A 15955-nucleotide genomic window follows, 5' to 3' on the forward strand; every position below is an offset into this window, starting at 1 on the left:
GGCCTCTTCTCTTGCTAGCGGTGGCGTTTGACCACCGCTATTCCTTTTCACTCTGTCACTGAAATGTCATGGCGTTAACACGTCGTTGACATCATTACCCCGGACAATCTGTGCTATCGAAAGGTTTGTTTGGGTGCACAGGTGTGCAAAATAGAACGTCTTCTTCCGCTGCGCTAACGCCGCATATTACGCTCGATCACCTGCATGCCGGGTACGGCGCTACGCCTGTTTTAAATGATATTCACCTGGAGATTGCTCAAGGGGAATTTGTCGCGCTGCTCGGAGCCTCTGGTTGCGGCAAGACCACCTTGCTGCGCACTATAGCAGGGTTTGCGGCACCGGATGCTGGTGCGGTTTTGGTCAACGGCCAAGTATTACCCACTATCCGCCGGAAAAACGTGGCATGGCGCTGGTGTTTCAAAGCTACGCGCTGTGGCCGCATATGGCAGTGGCGCAGCATATTGCCTACGGACTCAAATTACGGCGCATGCCGAGAGCGGAGATTGCCCGCCGTGTGACCCAGCTTGAAAACATGCTGGGACTGACCGGATTGGGTGAGCGCAAACCGGCACAGCTCTCCGGCGGCCAGCGTCAGCACGTCACTCTGGGGCGAGCATTGGCGATACAGCCAGACATCTTGCTGCTCGATGAGCCCCTCTCCAATCTGGATACCCGCATTCGCTTGCAACTGCGCGACGAGATTCGCGCTTTGCAGCAGCGTTTGGGCCTTACGGCCATTCACGTGACCCACGATCGTGAAGAAGCCATGGTGATAGCGGATCGCATCGTCATCCTGCACCAAGGACGCGTGATGCAGGCGGGCAGGCCGCAACAGGCTTACCACCACCCGGCCAGTGCCTTTGTCGCGGCGTTTATGGGGGCTGAAAACCAACTGATGCTGGAAGCCTACTATGACGGCGATCGGTTGACGCTGCGTGGCGATGAGCAGGGTGCGGCGTTGGTGCCACGGCATGCGACATTGCAACCCGGCACGGTAGAAGCGCGCTTTCGCGCCGAAGCTGCACAGCTCTACGATGCGACACAAGCGCCGCCAGCGGCTCCCGGTATGCTGGTGCGTCAGGGCACCGTGTTGGCACAAAGCTATCCTGGCGGTCATTGGCAGCACACGGTTGTCAGTGGCGTATGGCGGATACAGGTGCATGCCTCTGCGCCTTATGACGTCGGTCAGCGCGTTGAGGTGCAGATCCCGACTGAAGCGCTGTTCCTGTTTCCGGCGTCTGACACGCCAGCCCCGTTCGCTGCAACATCACTGGCTTCTGCTTCTCACGATCCGCTTCCCGGCCTGACTACCCAATCTTGTACTGGAGACCACTGACATGAAACGCATTTTTGCTGCAACGCTCATGATGGGCGCTTCAATTTCTGCCGCGCAGGCGCAATAGCTGACCGTGTTGACGGCTGGCGATCAAAATATGGTCGATTATGTGAACGACTATCTGGGGCCGCTGTTTGAGCAACAGCATCCAGGCGTCAAAGTCAGAGCCGTTGGCACCGGGCCGGGCGATGTCGGCTCACAGAAGATCCTTGAGCGCTTTAGCGCGCAACAAGCCGCAGGCAGCAAAGTCTGGGATATCGACGTTGCCGTGGTGCACGAAAAATTTGTCGGTCCGATGATGAAGGGCGGCCAACTGCTGCAATACCGTGATGCGATTGCGAGCGACAAATTGGTGACCATGGCGGCGGCAGACAAAGCGTTAGGCAGTGATGTCAAAGGCTATGTGATGCCGATGTTCAGCAGCCAAACCGCGCTGGCCTATAACCCGGCGCTGGTATCGAACCCGCCGAAAAGCTATGACGAACTGCAACAGTGGGCGGCCGCGCACCCAAAACAGTTCGGCTATAACGGCATTAAAGGGGGCGCATCGGGCGCCAGCTTTGTGATGGGATGGGTTTACGCTTACGGCGGCGATGCCAATAAGCTGATGAACAGCCCGTTTGAAGAAGCGGAAGCACAGAAATGGCAACCGGCCTTTGAACGCCTGAAAGCGTTCAATAAAAAACGTCACCCTGACGCTGGGCAATGCGGGCACGCTGGATATGCTGAGCCGTAGAGAGATTGCCATCGGCCCGGAGTGGGTAGATATGTTCTACTCGTGGAAAGCCAATGGCCAGTTGCCGGATAACTTTAAACTTCTGTTGCCTGCACCGGGCATGCCCGGCCAGCCGATGCACTACGTGATCCCGGCACAAGCGCCCAATCGTGAACTGGCCCAGCAGTTTGTCGAACTGGCGACCAGCCCGAAAGTACAGGCGCAGGGCATTGTTGAGCGCTTCAATTGGTATCCGGGCATTGATGCCAAATACGTTCAATCGGAACTGAAGCCGGAAGTCTGGCAGCGCCTGTTTACCGATATTTCGTCGCAGGATCTGGCGACCAAAGGGAAAACCTTCCCCATCGCCCCGTATAACGCCGCGATCCTCAATGCTTATGAGCTCGCGATGGCGCAGTAATCGCCCGCATTATTGACCTGATTGATAGCATCCTTCCCGGCCTGTCTGGCCGGGAAGGGGAGAACCGAATGTTACCACTCCCTTCTTTTTCTTCTCGTCTGGCTGGTATTGCGCTGGTGCTGCCTGCGCTACTGGTGGTGGCGCTGTGCTTTATCGCACCGCTCGGGCTGTCCGTTGGTGGAGCCTTTGTCAGCGAGCAGGGCATCGGTGGGGCCAATTTTGTTACCGCGTTGACGCTCTACGCCCCGGATATTCTGTTTACGTTGCTGATTGTTGGCGTGCCTACGCTACTGATTGGCCTGTTTTCTGTGTTGATCGGTGGTTACCTGACGTTGGGTGAAAATCCGCGTTGGGTCGCATTGCTGCGCTGGGTTTATCGCTGGCCGCTGTTTATTCCGTTTATCGTCACCGGACAGATCCTACGCACCTTTCTGGCCAAAAACGGCTGGCTAAACGGGGCGTTGGATATGGTGGGCATCGTCGATATCACCAGCGCCAATAACTGGCTCGACTGGCGCGGTATCGTGTTTGCCTTTGTCTGGAAACAGACGCCGTTTGTGGCACTGCTGGTATCTGGCACAATGGCATCGCTGGATCGTGGAACGATGGAGTCAGCGCGCAATCTCGGCGCGGGTCGGCTGCGTATTCTGTTCGAAATTGTGGTGCCGCAAGTGTGGCACACGTTGTTGACCGGCCTGATTCTGTCTTTCGTGACCATGATGTCGGTGCTGTCGGTGCCGCTGATGATCAATGCGCAATCCCCAACGCTGCTGAGCGCCAATATTGCCTTTCGTATCAATGCCTATGGTGACTATGGCGTGGCGAACGCGCTGGGTGCCATTTCGTTGCTGATGACGGCTGTATTTGCGGTTATCTATCTGCGTATCAGCATGAGGGAGAAAGCATGAGACACGTATTTGGATTGATTGCCCAGGTGCTTATGCTGGGCATTCTGATTTTCCTCATCTTTGGTCCGTTGGCTAATCTGCTGCTGTGGGCTGTGGCGGAAAAATGGTTTTATCCGCACCTGCTGCCCACTGAATGGGGTTTTGCCTTTTGGCGGCGCGTGTTCTCGGCGCGCAGCGTTGCCTGGGAAGCGCTGGGCAATAGCGTGCTGGTGGCGATATTCACGGTGCTGGCCTCGCTGGCGCTGGCTATTCCTGCCGAGTATGCACTGGCGCGGCTGGCGTTGCCTGCGCGCGGCGTTATTCTGCTGATTTTTCTGATTCCACAGGCGTTTCCCAATCTGACAGTATACGTGAATATCGCTCGCCTGTTTTATCAGTGGGGGCTGAACGGCACGCTGTTTGGCGTAGTGCTGGTGCATACGGTGCACGGGTTGGTGTTTGTGGTGTGGATTGCCTCAGCGGCGTTTGCCGCTATCAGCCGCGAGATGGAACAGGCCGCCCTTTCGATAGGGGCCGGGCCGTGGCGCACGTTTATCGATATCTCCCTGCCGCAAGCACTTCCGGGGCTGATGGCGGCGGCCATATTTGTCTTTCTGGAATCGTTGGATGAATTCACGGGAAGCTACTTTGTCGGCGCGACGGATGTGCAGATGATGCCGCTGATGCTGTACAGCGCCGGGGCGGGTGGCAATTATCAGATTGCATCGATAACCGCGCTGGTATTACTGGTGCCTTCCATCGTTTTCATGTTGGTGGTGGAACGTTTCCTGAAAGCAGATGTGCTGGCGAGGATCGGTAAATGAGCATCAACAAACAGCGCTATGTCAGCGCGCAGGATGTGGCGCGCCGCGCGGGGGTATCGCGTTCGGCGGTGTCGCGCAGCTTCACACCGGGCGCTAGCGTCTCGGCAGAGACCTACGCCAAAGTTATGACGGCAGCGCAGCAACTTGGCTATCAGGTCAACGATCTGGCTCGCGGTCTGCTGGCGAACAGCAGCCGGTTGGTGGGATTGGTGGTTACACAGCCGGAAGTGGGCTTTCGAGCCAATCTGGTCGCCGCACTTTCTCAGGCACTTATTCAGCGCGGTTCGATTCCGGTGCTGATCAACAGCGGACACACGCGCGGCGCGATGGCGGCGGCACGTTCGATTCTGTTAGGCCATCGTGCTGAAGCGACTATCGTGTTGTCTGGCTCACCACCGCAGGAATTTGTTGAACTGGCGCAGTTGAACGGTCAATCGTTGATCGTCATTGGACGCAATAACGACGCCTGCGACAGCGTGCATATCGACAATGACACGGCAGCACGCACGGCGGCGCGCTTGTTCGCCGCTGACAGCAGAAAACAGGTGGCGCTGATGGGCTGCGCATCGGCCACTCCGAACATTGTTGAGCGCGAGCAGGCGTTTTGCGATGAAGCGCGCACGTTGGGATTGGACGTGAGCAGGGTACGTGGCGCTGATTTAGACTATGTGGGGGGCCTTGGTGCCTGTCAGGCGCTGTTTGCACAGCCGCCGCTGGATTGGCCGGATGCCGTGTTTTGCATCAACGATTTAATGGCGTTTGATGTGATTGATTGCGCGCGTCAGCGAGGATTGTCAGTCCCTGACGATCTGGCTGTTATCGGTTTCGATGATATTCCTGCCGCAGGCTGGGATGCCTATTCGCTGACCACCTTCCGCCAGGATCCGGTGGTGATGGCCGCACAGGCGCTATAGTTGCTGAAACGTCGACAAGCACAGCCGCAGGCACCGGCCAGCAAAGCCGAGGTCAGCGCGCCACTGGTGCGCTGCCAATCGGCCTGAATATCTTGAACCTGCCACGCATTGTGATGCACAGAAGGAAACCATGAAAATCATTCAGCTCTCTGACCTTCATTTAACGACGCCAGGCCGTGTGTTGCACGGACGCGATCCGCTGCAACACTTTCAGGCAGCAATTGCGGATATTAATACGCACCAGCGTGACGCTGCGCTGGTGGTTATTCCGGCGATCTTTCCGATGATGGCTGCGCGCCCTCGCTGATACGCTGGCCGAATTACAGGTTCCCTGGCGCGTTACGTTAGGAAACCATGATGACCGAGCGGCCTTTTTACACGCGTTTCCCGCGTTAGCCGATGAGCACGGTTTTATCCAAAATGTCACGAACCTCGGCGATCATTGTGTAATTCTGCTGGATTCACTGCAAAATGGTGATGTTGCGAGAAACCTATGCAGTACGCGCTTACAGTGGTTGGAAGGCCAACTGCGCCGCGCCCAGGACAAAGCCGTATTGTTGTTTTTGCATCATCCACCGATGCCCATCGGCTTGCCGTCGCTGGATGAGGTGCGGTTAGCGCCGGGCGCTGCCGATGCGTTGCATCAATGCTGCCTGCGTTATGGCAACGTTCGGCACATTGCCGCAGGCCATGTGCACCGTCCTGCCAGCGGTAACTGGCGCGGCATAACCTTTACTACGGTGCGCGGCACTAACCACCAGTCTGCACTGCGTTTTGTCCCCGGTTTTGACATCAGCCAGGAAACGCCACAGTACGCTATTTTTTGGGTAACGGCGCAGGGGCATATCGTACATTTCAACGACGTTCCCGTCTCGTAAGGTGGGGCGAGACAGCATGATGAAAAAAATTCATTTACCTTGAGCAATCATCAACAGATTTTAAACGAAATTCGTTGACTCTTGGCTGAAATTCCGTCATTTTATATATGGACGTATAGACGTTCGATAAATAATGACGGTAACGTGACGACAAGGGTGGCAAGGGTATGAGTTTTTTTCACGCAAACCAGCGGGAAGCGCTGAATCAAAGCCTGGTGGAGCTCCAGGGGCAAATCAATGTTTCCTTTGAGTTTTTCCCGCCGAAAACCAGCGAAATGGAAGATACGCTGTGGAACTCAATTGACCGCCTGAGCAACCTGAAACCCAAGTTTGTTTCTGTTACTTATGGCGCAAACTCTGGTGAACGTGACCGTACTCACAGCATTATCAAGACAATCAAAGAGCGTACCGGGCTGGAAGCTGCGCCGCACCTGACTTGTATTGATGCTTCTCGCGAACAACTGATTGAAATAGGACAGGATTACTGGTAAAGCGGCATTCGCCATATTGTGGCACTGCGTGGGGATTTACCGCCGCAAGGGGGCAAACCGGACATGTATGCCACCGATTTGGTGAGCCTGCTTAAAAGCGTCGGTGATTTTGATATCTCGGTCGCGGCTTATCCGGAAGTTCACCCGGAGGCCAAAAGCGCGCAGGCCGATCTGATCAACCTGAAGAAAAAGATTGATGCGGGGGCGAATCGCGCCATCACGCAGTTCTTTTTCGATGCGGAAAGCTATTTACGTTTTCGCGATCGCTGCGTCGCCACGGGCATTGATGTGGAGATTGTGCCGGGCATTCTGCCGGTTTCCAACTTCAAACAGTTACAACGCTTCGCCACCATGACGAACGTGCGCGTGCCGAACTGGATGACGGCAATGTTTGATGGGCTGGATAATGATGCTGATACCCGCAAAATAGTGGGGGCGGCGATCGCCATGGACATGGTGAAAATCCTCAGCCGTGAGGGGGTGAAAGATTTCCACTTCTATACGCTTAACCGTGCGGAGTTGAGTTATGCGATTTGCCATACACTGGGTGTAAGACCTGCTGCTAGCTGATCAAAAGTCATCATGGCAGTGCGTAACCGTTGCGCACTGTCATTTCGTGCGTTTTTCTTTTCCTCTTTCCCCTATTGCTTTGCTGGTTGTTGGGCGATTCCTGTTATCGGGTTCTGACTCTGATTCACAGAGTGACATCTCAGAATCCGTATCGTAGTCTTTGGCTCGCTCGTCAAGAATATAGCCATAGGTTTTTTCCTCCAGTTTATCCAGCCGAGGAATTTTACTGAAGTTATGCTTTTGAGGATTATTGATAATAATCTCTAAACATCTTCGCGTATCTTTTAATATGGATTCCAGTTCTTTTTTTCGCTTAGCGCGCAATACCGGGGGATTATCGGGCATTGATTTAACGCGCCATAACCTTATGATGAGATCGTTGATATCACCGTTGCTGACATGCTTATCCGCAGGTAAACGTGAGTAGTGGTGACATCTCCCTTGCTGGTATATTTTCATTAATATTCTTTCTCAGTTTACGGCCTTTTCCGGACCTTAACCCGATTGACGCTGATGGAGTACTAAATTTCGCTACTGATGTGTGTGATGCGCCGGGCTCGATTCCACTTTTTATTCAAGCTTCATTGATATGTTGCAGGGTAAAATAATTATGTCATTATTGATGCTATATGTTATTACCACTACCTCGGTAAAGTGTGTCGGCTTTGTGTGTTTTTAATATTTGGCATCTTATGATTATCCAGCATTGAAAGACTTATAAAATTTCAATAGTGAAACAAATTTCATTTTCTTAACGCCGTCGCTGGTTATATTTTTTAACCGATAAGATACCGTTGTTTTCGGGAACCAAACTTTTTCTTTGTTGATCGGGTTTACCATTGATTGGTATCATACCTATCGTTTTTGGCTATCGTGTTAAGGATAATGATAAATGAACATTCGGGATCTAGAGTATCTGGTGGCGTTAGCTGAACACCGTCATTTCCGGCGTGCAGCGGACTCCTGTCATGTCAGCCAACCAACACTCAGTGGTCAAATTCGTAAACTGGAAGATGAACTGGGTGTGATATTATTGGAGCGCACCAGCAGAAAAGTGTTGTTTACTCAGGCTGGCTTGCTACTGGTCGAGCAGGCAAGAACCGTGCTGCGCGAAGTCAAAGTACTTAAAGAGATGGCGAGCCAGCAGGGAGAGACCATGTCTGGTCCACTGCATATTGGTCTGATCCCCACCGTTGGGCCTTACCTGCTGCCGCATATCATTCCCATGCTGCATCGCACGTTTCCTAAGCTGGAAATGTACCTGCATGAAGCACAGACGCATCAGCTACTGGCACATCTGGATAGCGGCAAGCTGGACTGCGCCATTCTCGCGATGGTCAAGGAATCGGAAGCATTTATCGAAGTACCACTGTTTGATGAACCAATGAAACTGGCGATTTATCAGGATCATCCGTGGGCAAACCGTGAGCGTGTTGCCATGTCCGATCTGGCCGGTGAAAAACTGCTGATGCTGGAAGATGGGCACTGCCTGCGCGATCAGGCATTGGGGTTCTGCTTCCAGACAGGGGCAGATGAAGATACGCATTTTCGCGCCACCAGCCTGGAAACGTTGCGCAACATGGTCGCAGCTGGCTGTGGGATCACCTTGCTGCCTTCACTGGCGGTGCCTCATGAGCGCCAGCGTGATGGTGTCTGTTATTTACCGTGCTACAAGCCGGAGCCGAAGCGAACTGTCGCGCTGGTGTACCGCCCAGGATCGCCACTGCGCGGTCGCTATGAACAGCTGGCGGACGCTGTGCGGGAACATATGCAGCACTATTTGGACAGTGCATTAAAACAGGCGGTTTAGCCCATATAAGTTCCGCCACTCGGTAAGCTTCGGCCATCGTTGGGTAATTAAAGGTTGTATTAGCGAAATATTCGATAGTATTCCCTTCGCCTTTTTGCTCCATGATGGCCTGGACGATGTGAATAATCTCCGCCGCACGCTCGCCAAAACAGTGAATACCGAGGATTTGCCTGGTTTCTCGGTGAAAAAGTATCTTCAGGCTCCCCACGTTCATGCCGACGATTTGCGCCCACGCCAGATGTTTGAACTGCGCGCGCCCAACCTCATAGGGCACTTTCATCGTCGTAAGCTCCTGCTCGGTTTTCCCCACGGAGCTGATTTCCGGAATGGTGTAGATCCCTGTCGGGATATCCTCGATCAGGTGTGCACTGGCATCGACTTTGACGATGGCCTGCGCCGCCAATCGTCCCTGGTCGTAGGCCGCTGAAGCCAGGCTGGGATAGCCGATGACATCGCCCACCGCATAGATGTGTGCCAGCGCGGTTTGGTACATGCTGTTGACTTTCAACTGGCCGCGCCCGTCGGGCACCAAACCGATTTTTTCCAGCCCTAACGTCTCCGTGTTGCCGGTGTGCCCATTGGCGTACAGCAAGCAGTCGGCCTTCATCTTTTTACCGGATTTAAGATGAACAATGACGCCGTCAGCGGTACCCTCGATCGATTCGAACTCTTCGTTATGACGAATGACTACTCCATTGTTCCAAAAATGGTAGGACAAGGCGTCAGACATTTCCTGATCGAGAAACGCCAGCAGGCGATGGTGAGTGTTGATCAGATCCACTTTTACGCTCAGGCCACGAAAGATCGAGGCATATTCACAGCCAATCACGCCTGCACCATAAATAATCACGTGCTGGGGCTCGTGATCCAGTTCCAGAATGGAATCGCTGTCGTAAATACGGGGATGTGAAAAGTCTACGTTTGCCGGGTGGTAGGGGCGTGAGCCCGTGGCAATGATAATGTGTGCGGCCGTAAGCGTATCTTGCATATTATCGGGATACTGCACGGCAATCGTGTGTTCATCGATGAAATGTGCTTCACCTGAAAATATTTCGCAATGGTTACGTTCGTAAAAACCCTGACGCATGCGGGTTTGCTGGCCGATGACGCTGTCTGCGTGGCGCAGGATGTCGGAGAACGAGGAGCGAATAGGGCGTGCATTATCGCTGTACAGCGGGTTCTGGTTAAATTCGATGATGCGGCTGACGGCATGGCGCAACGCTTTGGAGGGGATGGTTCCCCAGTGCGTGCACCCACCGCCGACGTTGTTATATCGCTCGATGACGGCCACTCTGGCACCTTGTTTTACCAGCCCCATCGCGGCGCCTTCGCCGCCCGGGCCTGAACCAATAATGATGGCATCATAATCAAACGGTTGCTGAGTTTGTGCTTGCTGTGTCATGGTAGGGTAATCCTGTTTTTATACAAGCCGATAACGCTATTGTAACACTGCCACGTTCATAACCCAATTTATCCCTTTTGCTGGTATGACAATCCTCTGTCTCATTTTCAATATGGCAAACTTTGTCTCAGTATGTCGCAAGTAAAGTTTGCTATAGTGCTTTTCTGGAGAGGAAAGCGGATGGTGTCAGCTGAATATGGGTGTCGGAACACAAAATATGGGTGTCAGAGCACAACAAAAAGAACGCACTCGCCGTTCCTTAATCGAAGCTGCTTTCAGTCAACTCAGCGCCGAACGGAGTTTCGCTAGCCTGAGCTTGCGTGAAGTCGCGCGTGAGGCGGGCATCGCTCCCACCTCTTTTTATCGCCACTTCCGCGATGTCGATGAACTGGGTTTGACGATGGTCGATGAAAGCGGCCTGATGTTGCGTCAACTGATGCGACAGGCACGCCAGCGCATTGCCAAAAGCGGCAGCGTTATTCGCACATCGGTCGCCACCTTTATGGAGTTCATTGGCAATAACCCCAATGCGTTCCGTTTGTTGCTGCGTGAGCGTTCGGGCACTTCCGCTGCGTTTCGTGCTGCTGTCGCCCGTGAAATCCAGCATTTTATTGCGGAACTGGCGGACTATCTTGAAGTGGAAAATCATATCCCGCGTGAATTTGCGGAGGCCCAGTCTGAAGCCATGGTCACGATAGTGTTTAGCGCTGGAGCAGAGGCGTTGGACGTTGGGCTTGAACAGCGGCGGCAATTGGAAGAACGCCTGGTGCTGCAATTACGTCTGATTGCCAAAGGGGCTTACTACTGGTACAGAAAGGAACATGAGAAGGAAGTGAATACTTCTGACGTGTAGCAGCGAACCTGAGGTGATGTTTCCCTCTGTTAAGGCGGTACGCAGTAGGCGTCTCATCGTGTTCCTGAGTGTTTAAAACGCTTGAGTGTTGAAAACTACGGGAGACATCATGACAAAATACCCTCATCAAGAAAAAGGCACCGTGGTTTTGGCATTGATCGCAGGTTTATCGGTCAATGGTTCATTTGCCGCGTTGTTCAGTTCAATTGTGCCCTTTTCCGTCTTTCCGCTGGTTGCTCTGGTGCTTTCGGTTTACTGCCTGCACCAGCGTTACCTCAATATTGAGATGCCTGAAGGCATACCGCTGTTGACCGCCGCCTGCTTTTTATTGGGGTTGCTGCTGTATAGCGCATTGGTTCGCGTTGAATATCAGCAGATTGGCTCCAACTTCCTGCCTTCATTACTGTGTGTCGTGTTGGTGTTCTGGATTGGCTTGCGGCTTAAAAAGCGCCGCCCGGTAGACGACGCGCCTGCATCATGATGATTGCATTTTCGCGATGAAGAAGGTGGTTACGCCTTCTTCTCTAACAGCACGCCGCATTCCATATGATGGGTATAAGGGAACTGATCGAACAGGGCCAGACGAGTGATACGGTGTGTCGTCGTGAGTTGGGTCAGGTTGTTGCACAGGGTTTCCGGGTTGCAGGAGATGTAGAGGATATGCGAGTAACCCTGCACCATGGACAGCGTTTGGTCGTCCAGGCCGCTACGTGGCGGATCGACAAAAATGGTGTCGCACTGATATTCGGACAAATCGATACCCTGCAAACGGGTAAATTCACGCTTACCCTGTAGTGCTTGGGTAAATTCTTCCGCTGCCATGCGGATAATCTGCACGTTATCAATCTGGTTCGCGGCGATGTTGAATTGTGCCGCGGCGACAGACGGTTTGGCGATTTCAGTGGCTAATACACGATTGAAATTACGTGCCAGTGCCAATGAAAAGTTGCCGTTACCGCAATAAAGCTCGAGCAGATCGCCTGTTGATCCCGCAGTAGCCTTCAGCGCCCACTCCAGCATTTGGATATTGATGGAGGCATTGGGCTGGGTGAAGCTGTTTTCAACCTGGCGGTAGATCATCTCACGCCCGGCGACTGGCAGGCGTTCATCAACATAATCTCTGTCGAGGCAGATTTTAGTTTTTGTTGCCCGACCGATCAGTTGCAGAGCGAATCCCCGAGCGCGCAGTGCATCACGCAGAGCGCGTGCCTGCTGTTGCCACTCCTCATCTAACGCCTTGTGGTAGATGAACGTCACCACCACTTCACCGCTCATCGTCGACAGATAGTCAATCTGAAACAGCTTGCGGCACAGTATCACATCGTTGCGTACTGCATCGATCAGAATGGGAATGAGTCGATTAATCAACGCACTGGCCGCAGGGAATTGATCTACTCTGATCCGCTGTTTGATCAGCTGATCGAACATGATGTGGTAGAGATCGTCCCCTTCGTGCCACATGCGAAATTCGGCCCGCATACGGTAATGACTCACTGGGGAACGAAACACCTCTGGTTCAGGCGCAGCAAAGGGCACCATCATCTGGCGTAGACGTTCCGTCTTTTCCGCAAGTAGGTCGTCATACTGTTCGATGGGCAGGTTCTCTGGCGTCATGGTGTTCTCGGCTTCAAAACGGTGAAAAGGTGAAAAGAAATTTACTGGCCGGGATTGTAGGGCATCTCGAAGGGATGTCCAGCGTTGTTGCTGCAATAGCAATTTCACATCACGGAAGTCTAGACATCCGTAAGCGGCCATCGTAGCATAGCATGCCGATATTACACTGTGTGCTGATGCAGTGTGAGTTAAAAGGGAATCCAGTGAGAATCTGGAGCTGACGCGCAGCGGTAAGGGGAAGGGAAACGACAGCATTACATGCAGACACTGCCTGCGGGTGGGAAGTCGTCGTTTCTGATTGCAACAGCAATGTCACCCGAGCCCGAAGACCTGCCGGTTTACGTCGCAATGTTCACGATCGTCGCGAGCTATCGATTGTGGTAATGCGGCATCCGCAATGTGATTTGGATGCTAACTACATGTCCTATAAAAATTATCGCTGCTGGCGGCGCTCTCTGCCACGGCTTTTTCTGGCTGTGCGCAGCAAACTGACAACAACACCATGGTGGTTACCGCTAACCGTTTTCAACATCCGGTGAATACGGTGCTGGCGCCTACAACAGTGGTTACTCGCGAAGATATTGACCGCTGGCAGGCGAAGAGCTTGACCGATGTGATGCGTCGTTTGCCGGGGGTGGATATTGGGCAGAATGGCAGGTTGGGGCAAATGAGCTCAATGTTTATTCGTGGCACCAATTCTAGCCATGCTCTGATTTTAATTGACGGTATACGTTTGAATCAGTCTGGTATTAGCGGTTATACCGACCTTAGCCAGATCCCTCTTTCGCTCGTGCAGCGAATTGAATATATCCGTGGTGCACGTTCAGCCATTTATGGATCTGATGCGATTGGTGGGGTGGTCAACATTATCACCACCAGAGAAAAGGAAGGCACAACGCTAGGCGCCGGTATCGGTTCTAAGGGATATCAGTCTTACGATGGCTCCACGCAACAAATAGTTGGCGAAGCTACACGTATCACATTGGCGGGTAATTATACCTACACTAAAGGATATGATGTCGTTGCTGGTTTCCCTGATGCGGAAGGTACCAAAGCACAGCCTGACCGTGATGGATTTATCAGCCGCTCAATTTACGGCAATGTTGATCACCGTTTTACTGATGAGTTGAGTGGCTTCGTACGCGGTTATGGGTTTGATAATCGAACGAGTTATGATGGAAATGCAGATTTCGATTATAGTAATTATCCCCTCATTACTACTCGGGGGGTGCCGGATACTCGGCAACTATACAGCCAGACGTGGGATAGCGGTTTACGTTTCAATCGAGGTATTTTTTCCACACAACTAGTTGCTAGCTATAACCGCAGTAAAGACCTCAACTATGATCCGAAAAATGGGCGTTATGGCGTGTCCTCTTCTCAGGATGATACCAAACAATATAATCTCCAATGGGGAAACAACGCTCAAATTGGTAATGGTACAGTTAGTGCTGGTGTAGATTGGCAAAAACAAGTATCTGAACCGGGGACAGGTCGTGTGACTCAAGGCCATGAGCAACGTAACTCTGGTGTTTACTTAACGTCACAGCAAACGCTCGGCAGCTTGACAGTGGAAGGGGCTGTTCGAAGCGATGATAACAATAGTTTTGTACGTCATAACACATGGCAAACAGGAACATCTTGGGAGTTTGTTGATGGATATCGTGCTTTCGCATCCTACGGTACGGCTTTCAAGGCTCCAAATCTTAACCAAGTGTATAGCGAGTCCTACGGCAATCGAAACCTTCGCCCTGAGGAAAGTAAACAGTGGGAAGCTGGTTTCGAAGGCTTGACTGGTGCTGTGGATTGGCGCTTGTCTGGATATCGTAATGATATTGATAATCTCATCGGTTATGACTCGGGATACCATTTCATCAACATCCAAAAAGCGCGTATAAAAGGTATAGAAGCAACGGCCTCGTTTGATACTGGCCGGCTGGCTCACTCTGTTTCTTACGATTACGTTGATCCTCGTGACGCTCAAAAAAATCAGGTTCTCCTGCGCCGTGCAAAACAACAGGTAAAATATCAGCTTGATTGGGATTGGAACGATTTTGACTGGTCTATGACCTATCAATATTTGGGTCAACGCTATGACACCGACTTTAGCCAATCACCTTCGCGCCGAGTCAAACTCGGTGGTGTAAGTCTCTGGGACCTCGCTGTATCATATCCTGTCACCTCTCATCTTACAGTTCGTGGTAGAATCGCCAACCTGTTTGATAAAGAGTACGAGACAGCATATGGCTATCAAACGGCAGGAAGAAAGTACTATCTCTCCGGAAGCTACACCTTCTAACCTGCCCGCCCGCCCCACGGTTTTGGTGTTTGACTCCGGCGTGGGGGGGTTATCTGTTTATAACGAGATTCGGCAGCTACTGCCGGATCTTCATTATATCTACGCCTTCGATAATGAAGCGTTCCCCTACGGTGAGAAACCGCAAGACTTTATCGTTGAGCGTGTGGTTCAAATCGTTTCTGCGGTACAACAGCTCCATCAACTGGCTGCCGTGGTTATTGCCTGTAACACCGCAAGCACCATTTCATTGCCCGCGCTGCGCGAGCGTTTTACCTTCCCGGTAGTGGGTGTTGTGCCTGCTGTGAAGCCTGCTGCAAAGCTGACACGCAATGGCATCGTCGGCGTTTTGGCAACACGCGCCACGGTGCAGCGCTCCTACACGCACGAACTGATTGCACGTTTTGCCACGGACTGCCAGATATTACTGCTGGGGTCGGCCGAGTTGGTGGAACTGGCGGAGGCTAAGTTGCAAGGGGATAACGTATCGTTATTGGCGTTGCAGCAAATTTTGTACCTTTGGCTGAAATTGCCTGAACCTCCGGATACTGTGGTGCTTGGCTGTACGCACTTCCCTCTTTTGGCTGAAGAGTTACAGTTAGTGCTACCAAACGGCACGCGACTGGTGGATTCCGGGGCGGCAATCGCCAGAAGGACTGCATGGCATCTCGCTAATCTGGAACAGCCACCGGTTCTGAGCACGGAAAAGAATCTGGCTTATTGCATGACGATTACGCCTAAAGTGGCGACTCTGTGGCCCGTTTTGCAGCGTTTTGGCTTTGAATCGTTGGAAAAACTACCGGTTTAGTGGCTTTTTGGCTGAATAGTAGGCACTCGGAAATAAAATTGAAATTAGCCCTTGTCAGGGCGCGAGAAGTGTCTATACTCCGCCTCCACTGACACGGCAACAGCGACACGCGGTTGCGGTAACAGTCGGAAAGTTA

At 52.6% G+C, this 15955-nt stretch carries 12 protein-coding genes, 4 pseudogenes and 1 riboswitch; of the genes and pseudogenes, 13 read left to right on the forward strand and 3 right to left on the reverse strand.

What is annotated here, in order from left to right; genetic code table 11:
- Nucleotides 1-143 precede the first annotated feature (143 nt).
- From CS369_RS13095 to metF, 8 genes and pseudogenes are all read left to right on the forward strand, one after another.
- Nucleotides 144-1336: pseudogene (locus CS369_RS13095) on the forward strand (ABC transporter ATP-binding protein).
- Nucleotides 1337-1364: 28 nt separating this feature from the next.
- A pseudogene (locus CS369_RS13100) lies at nt 1365-2472 on the forward strand (extracellular solute-binding protein).
- A gap of 68 nt (nt 2473-2540) precedes the next feature.
- Nucleotides 2541-3380: an ABC transporter permease gene (locus CS369_RS13105; RefSeq protein WP_196907438.1), complete on the forward strand. Its 840-nt coding sequence runs from the start codon at nt 2541-2543 to the stop codon at nt 3378-3380.
- On the forward strand, nt 3377-4183 hold the full coding sequence (locus CS369_RS13110) for an ABC transporter permease (RefSeq protein ID WP_196907439.1): 807 nt from the start codon (nt 3377-3379) through the stop codon (nt 4181-4183). Before CS369_RS13105 ends, CS369_RS13110 begins: the two co-directional genes overlap by 4 nt.
- Nucleotides 4180-5097 (forward strand): LacI family DNA-binding transcriptional regulator, encoded by a 918-nt coding sequence (locus tag CS369_RS13115; RefSeq protein ID WP_244664984.1) that lies wholly within the window; start codon nt 4180-4182, stop codon nt 5095-5097. The genes CS369_RS13110 and CS369_RS13115 overlap by 4 nt, the downstream gene beginning before the upstream one ends.
- Before the next feature lie 130 nt (nt 5098-5227).
- Nucleotides 5228-5404: a hypothetical protein gene (locus CS369_RS23675; RefSeq protein WP_244664985.1), complete on the forward strand. Its 177-nt coding sequence runs from the start codon at nt 5228-5230 to the stop codon at nt 5402-5404.
- A 4-nt stretch (nt 5405-5408) separates the two neighbouring features.
- Nucleotides 5409-5975 (forward strand): metallophosphoesterase, encoded by a 567-nt coding sequence (locus tag CS369_RS13120; protein ID WP_244664987.1) that lies wholly within the window; start codon nt 5409-5411, stop codon nt 5973-5975.
- Between the two features lie 167 nt (nt 5976-6142).
- Nucleotides 6143-7036, forward strand: a pseudogene (metF, locus tag CS369_RS13125) (methylenetetrahydrofolate reductase).
- A gap of 39 nt (nt 7037-7075) precedes the next feature.
- Here the strand turns inward: metF and CS369_RS13130 are convergent.
- Nucleotides 7076-7495 (reverse strand): hypothetical protein, encoded by a 420-nt coding sequence (locus CS369_RS13130; RefSeq protein WP_196907440.1) that lies wholly within the window; start codon nt 7493-7495, stop codon nt 7076-7078.
- A gap of 433 nt (nt 7496-7928) precedes the next feature.
- On the opposite strand from CS369_RS13130, the gene oxyR reads away from it, so the two are divergent.
- Complete coding sequence (oxyR, locus tag CS369_RS13135) at nt 7929-8846, forward strand: DNA-binding transcriptional regulator OxyR (RefSeq protein WP_196907441.1); 918 nt, start codon at nt 7929-7931, stop codon at nt 8844-8846.
- Here oxyR and sthA read toward each other — a convergent pair.
- Nucleotides 8829-10248, reverse strand: a pseudogene (sthA, locus tag CS369_RS13140) (Si-specific NAD(P)(+) transhydrogenase). The gene oxyR and the pseudogene sthA overlap by 18 nt on opposite strands.
- A gap of 217 nt (nt 10249-10465) precedes the next feature.
- On the opposite strand from sthA, the gene fabR reads away from it, so the two are divergent.
- Both fabR and CS369_RS13150 read left to right on the forward strand, forming a co-directional pair.
- The gene (gene fabR / locus CS369_RS13145; protein WP_196907442.1) at nt 10466-11101 is read left to right on the forward strand and encodes an HTH-type transcriptional repressor FabR; all 636 of its coding nucleotides are present in this window, start codon (nt 10466-10468) and stop codon (nt 11099-11101) included.
- Between the two features lie 109 nt (nt 11102-11210).
- On the forward strand, nt 11211-11582 hold the full coding sequence (locus CS369_RS13150; protein ID WP_196907443.1) for a YijD family membrane protein: 372 nt from the start codon (nt 11211-11213) through the stop codon (nt 11580-11582).
- Nucleotides 11583-11611: 29 nt separating this feature from the next.
- Here CS369_RS13150 and trmA read toward each other — a convergent pair whose 3' ends face one another.
- On the reverse strand, nt 11612-12715 hold the full coding sequence (trmA, locus tag CS369_RS13155) for a tRNA (uridine(54)-C5)-methyltransferase TrmA (RefSeq protein WP_196907444.1): 1104 nt from the start codon (nt 12713-12715) through the stop codon (nt 11612-11614).
- Between the two features lie 139 nt (nt 12716-12854).
- A riboswitch (cobalamin riboswitch) is annotated at nt 12855-13068 on the forward strand.
- An 86-nt stretch (nt 13069-13154) separates the two neighbouring features.
- On the opposite strand from trmA, the gene btuB reads away from it, so the two are divergent.
- Both btuB and murI read left to right on the forward strand, forming a co-directional pair.
- Nucleotides 13155-15014, forward strand: coding sequence for a TonB-dependent vitamin B12 receptor BtuB (gene btuB, locus CS369_RS13160; protein ID WP_196907450.1), 1860 nt, complete (start codon nt 13155-13157; stop codon nt 15012-15014).
- Complete coding sequence (murI, locus tag CS369_RS13165) at nt 14959-15819, forward strand: glutamate racemase (protein ID WP_196907445.1); 861 nt, start codon at nt 14959-14961, stop codon at nt 15817-15819. Before btuB ends, murI begins: the two co-directional genes overlap by 56 nt.
- The last annotated feature ends 136 nt before the right edge of the window (nt 15820-15955 follow it).

Source organism: Candidatus Symbiopectobacterium sp. 'North America' (assembly GCF_015762685.1).
Lineage (GTDB): Bacteria > Pseudomonadota > Gammaproteobacteria > Enterobacterales > Enterobacteriaceae > Symbiopectobacterium.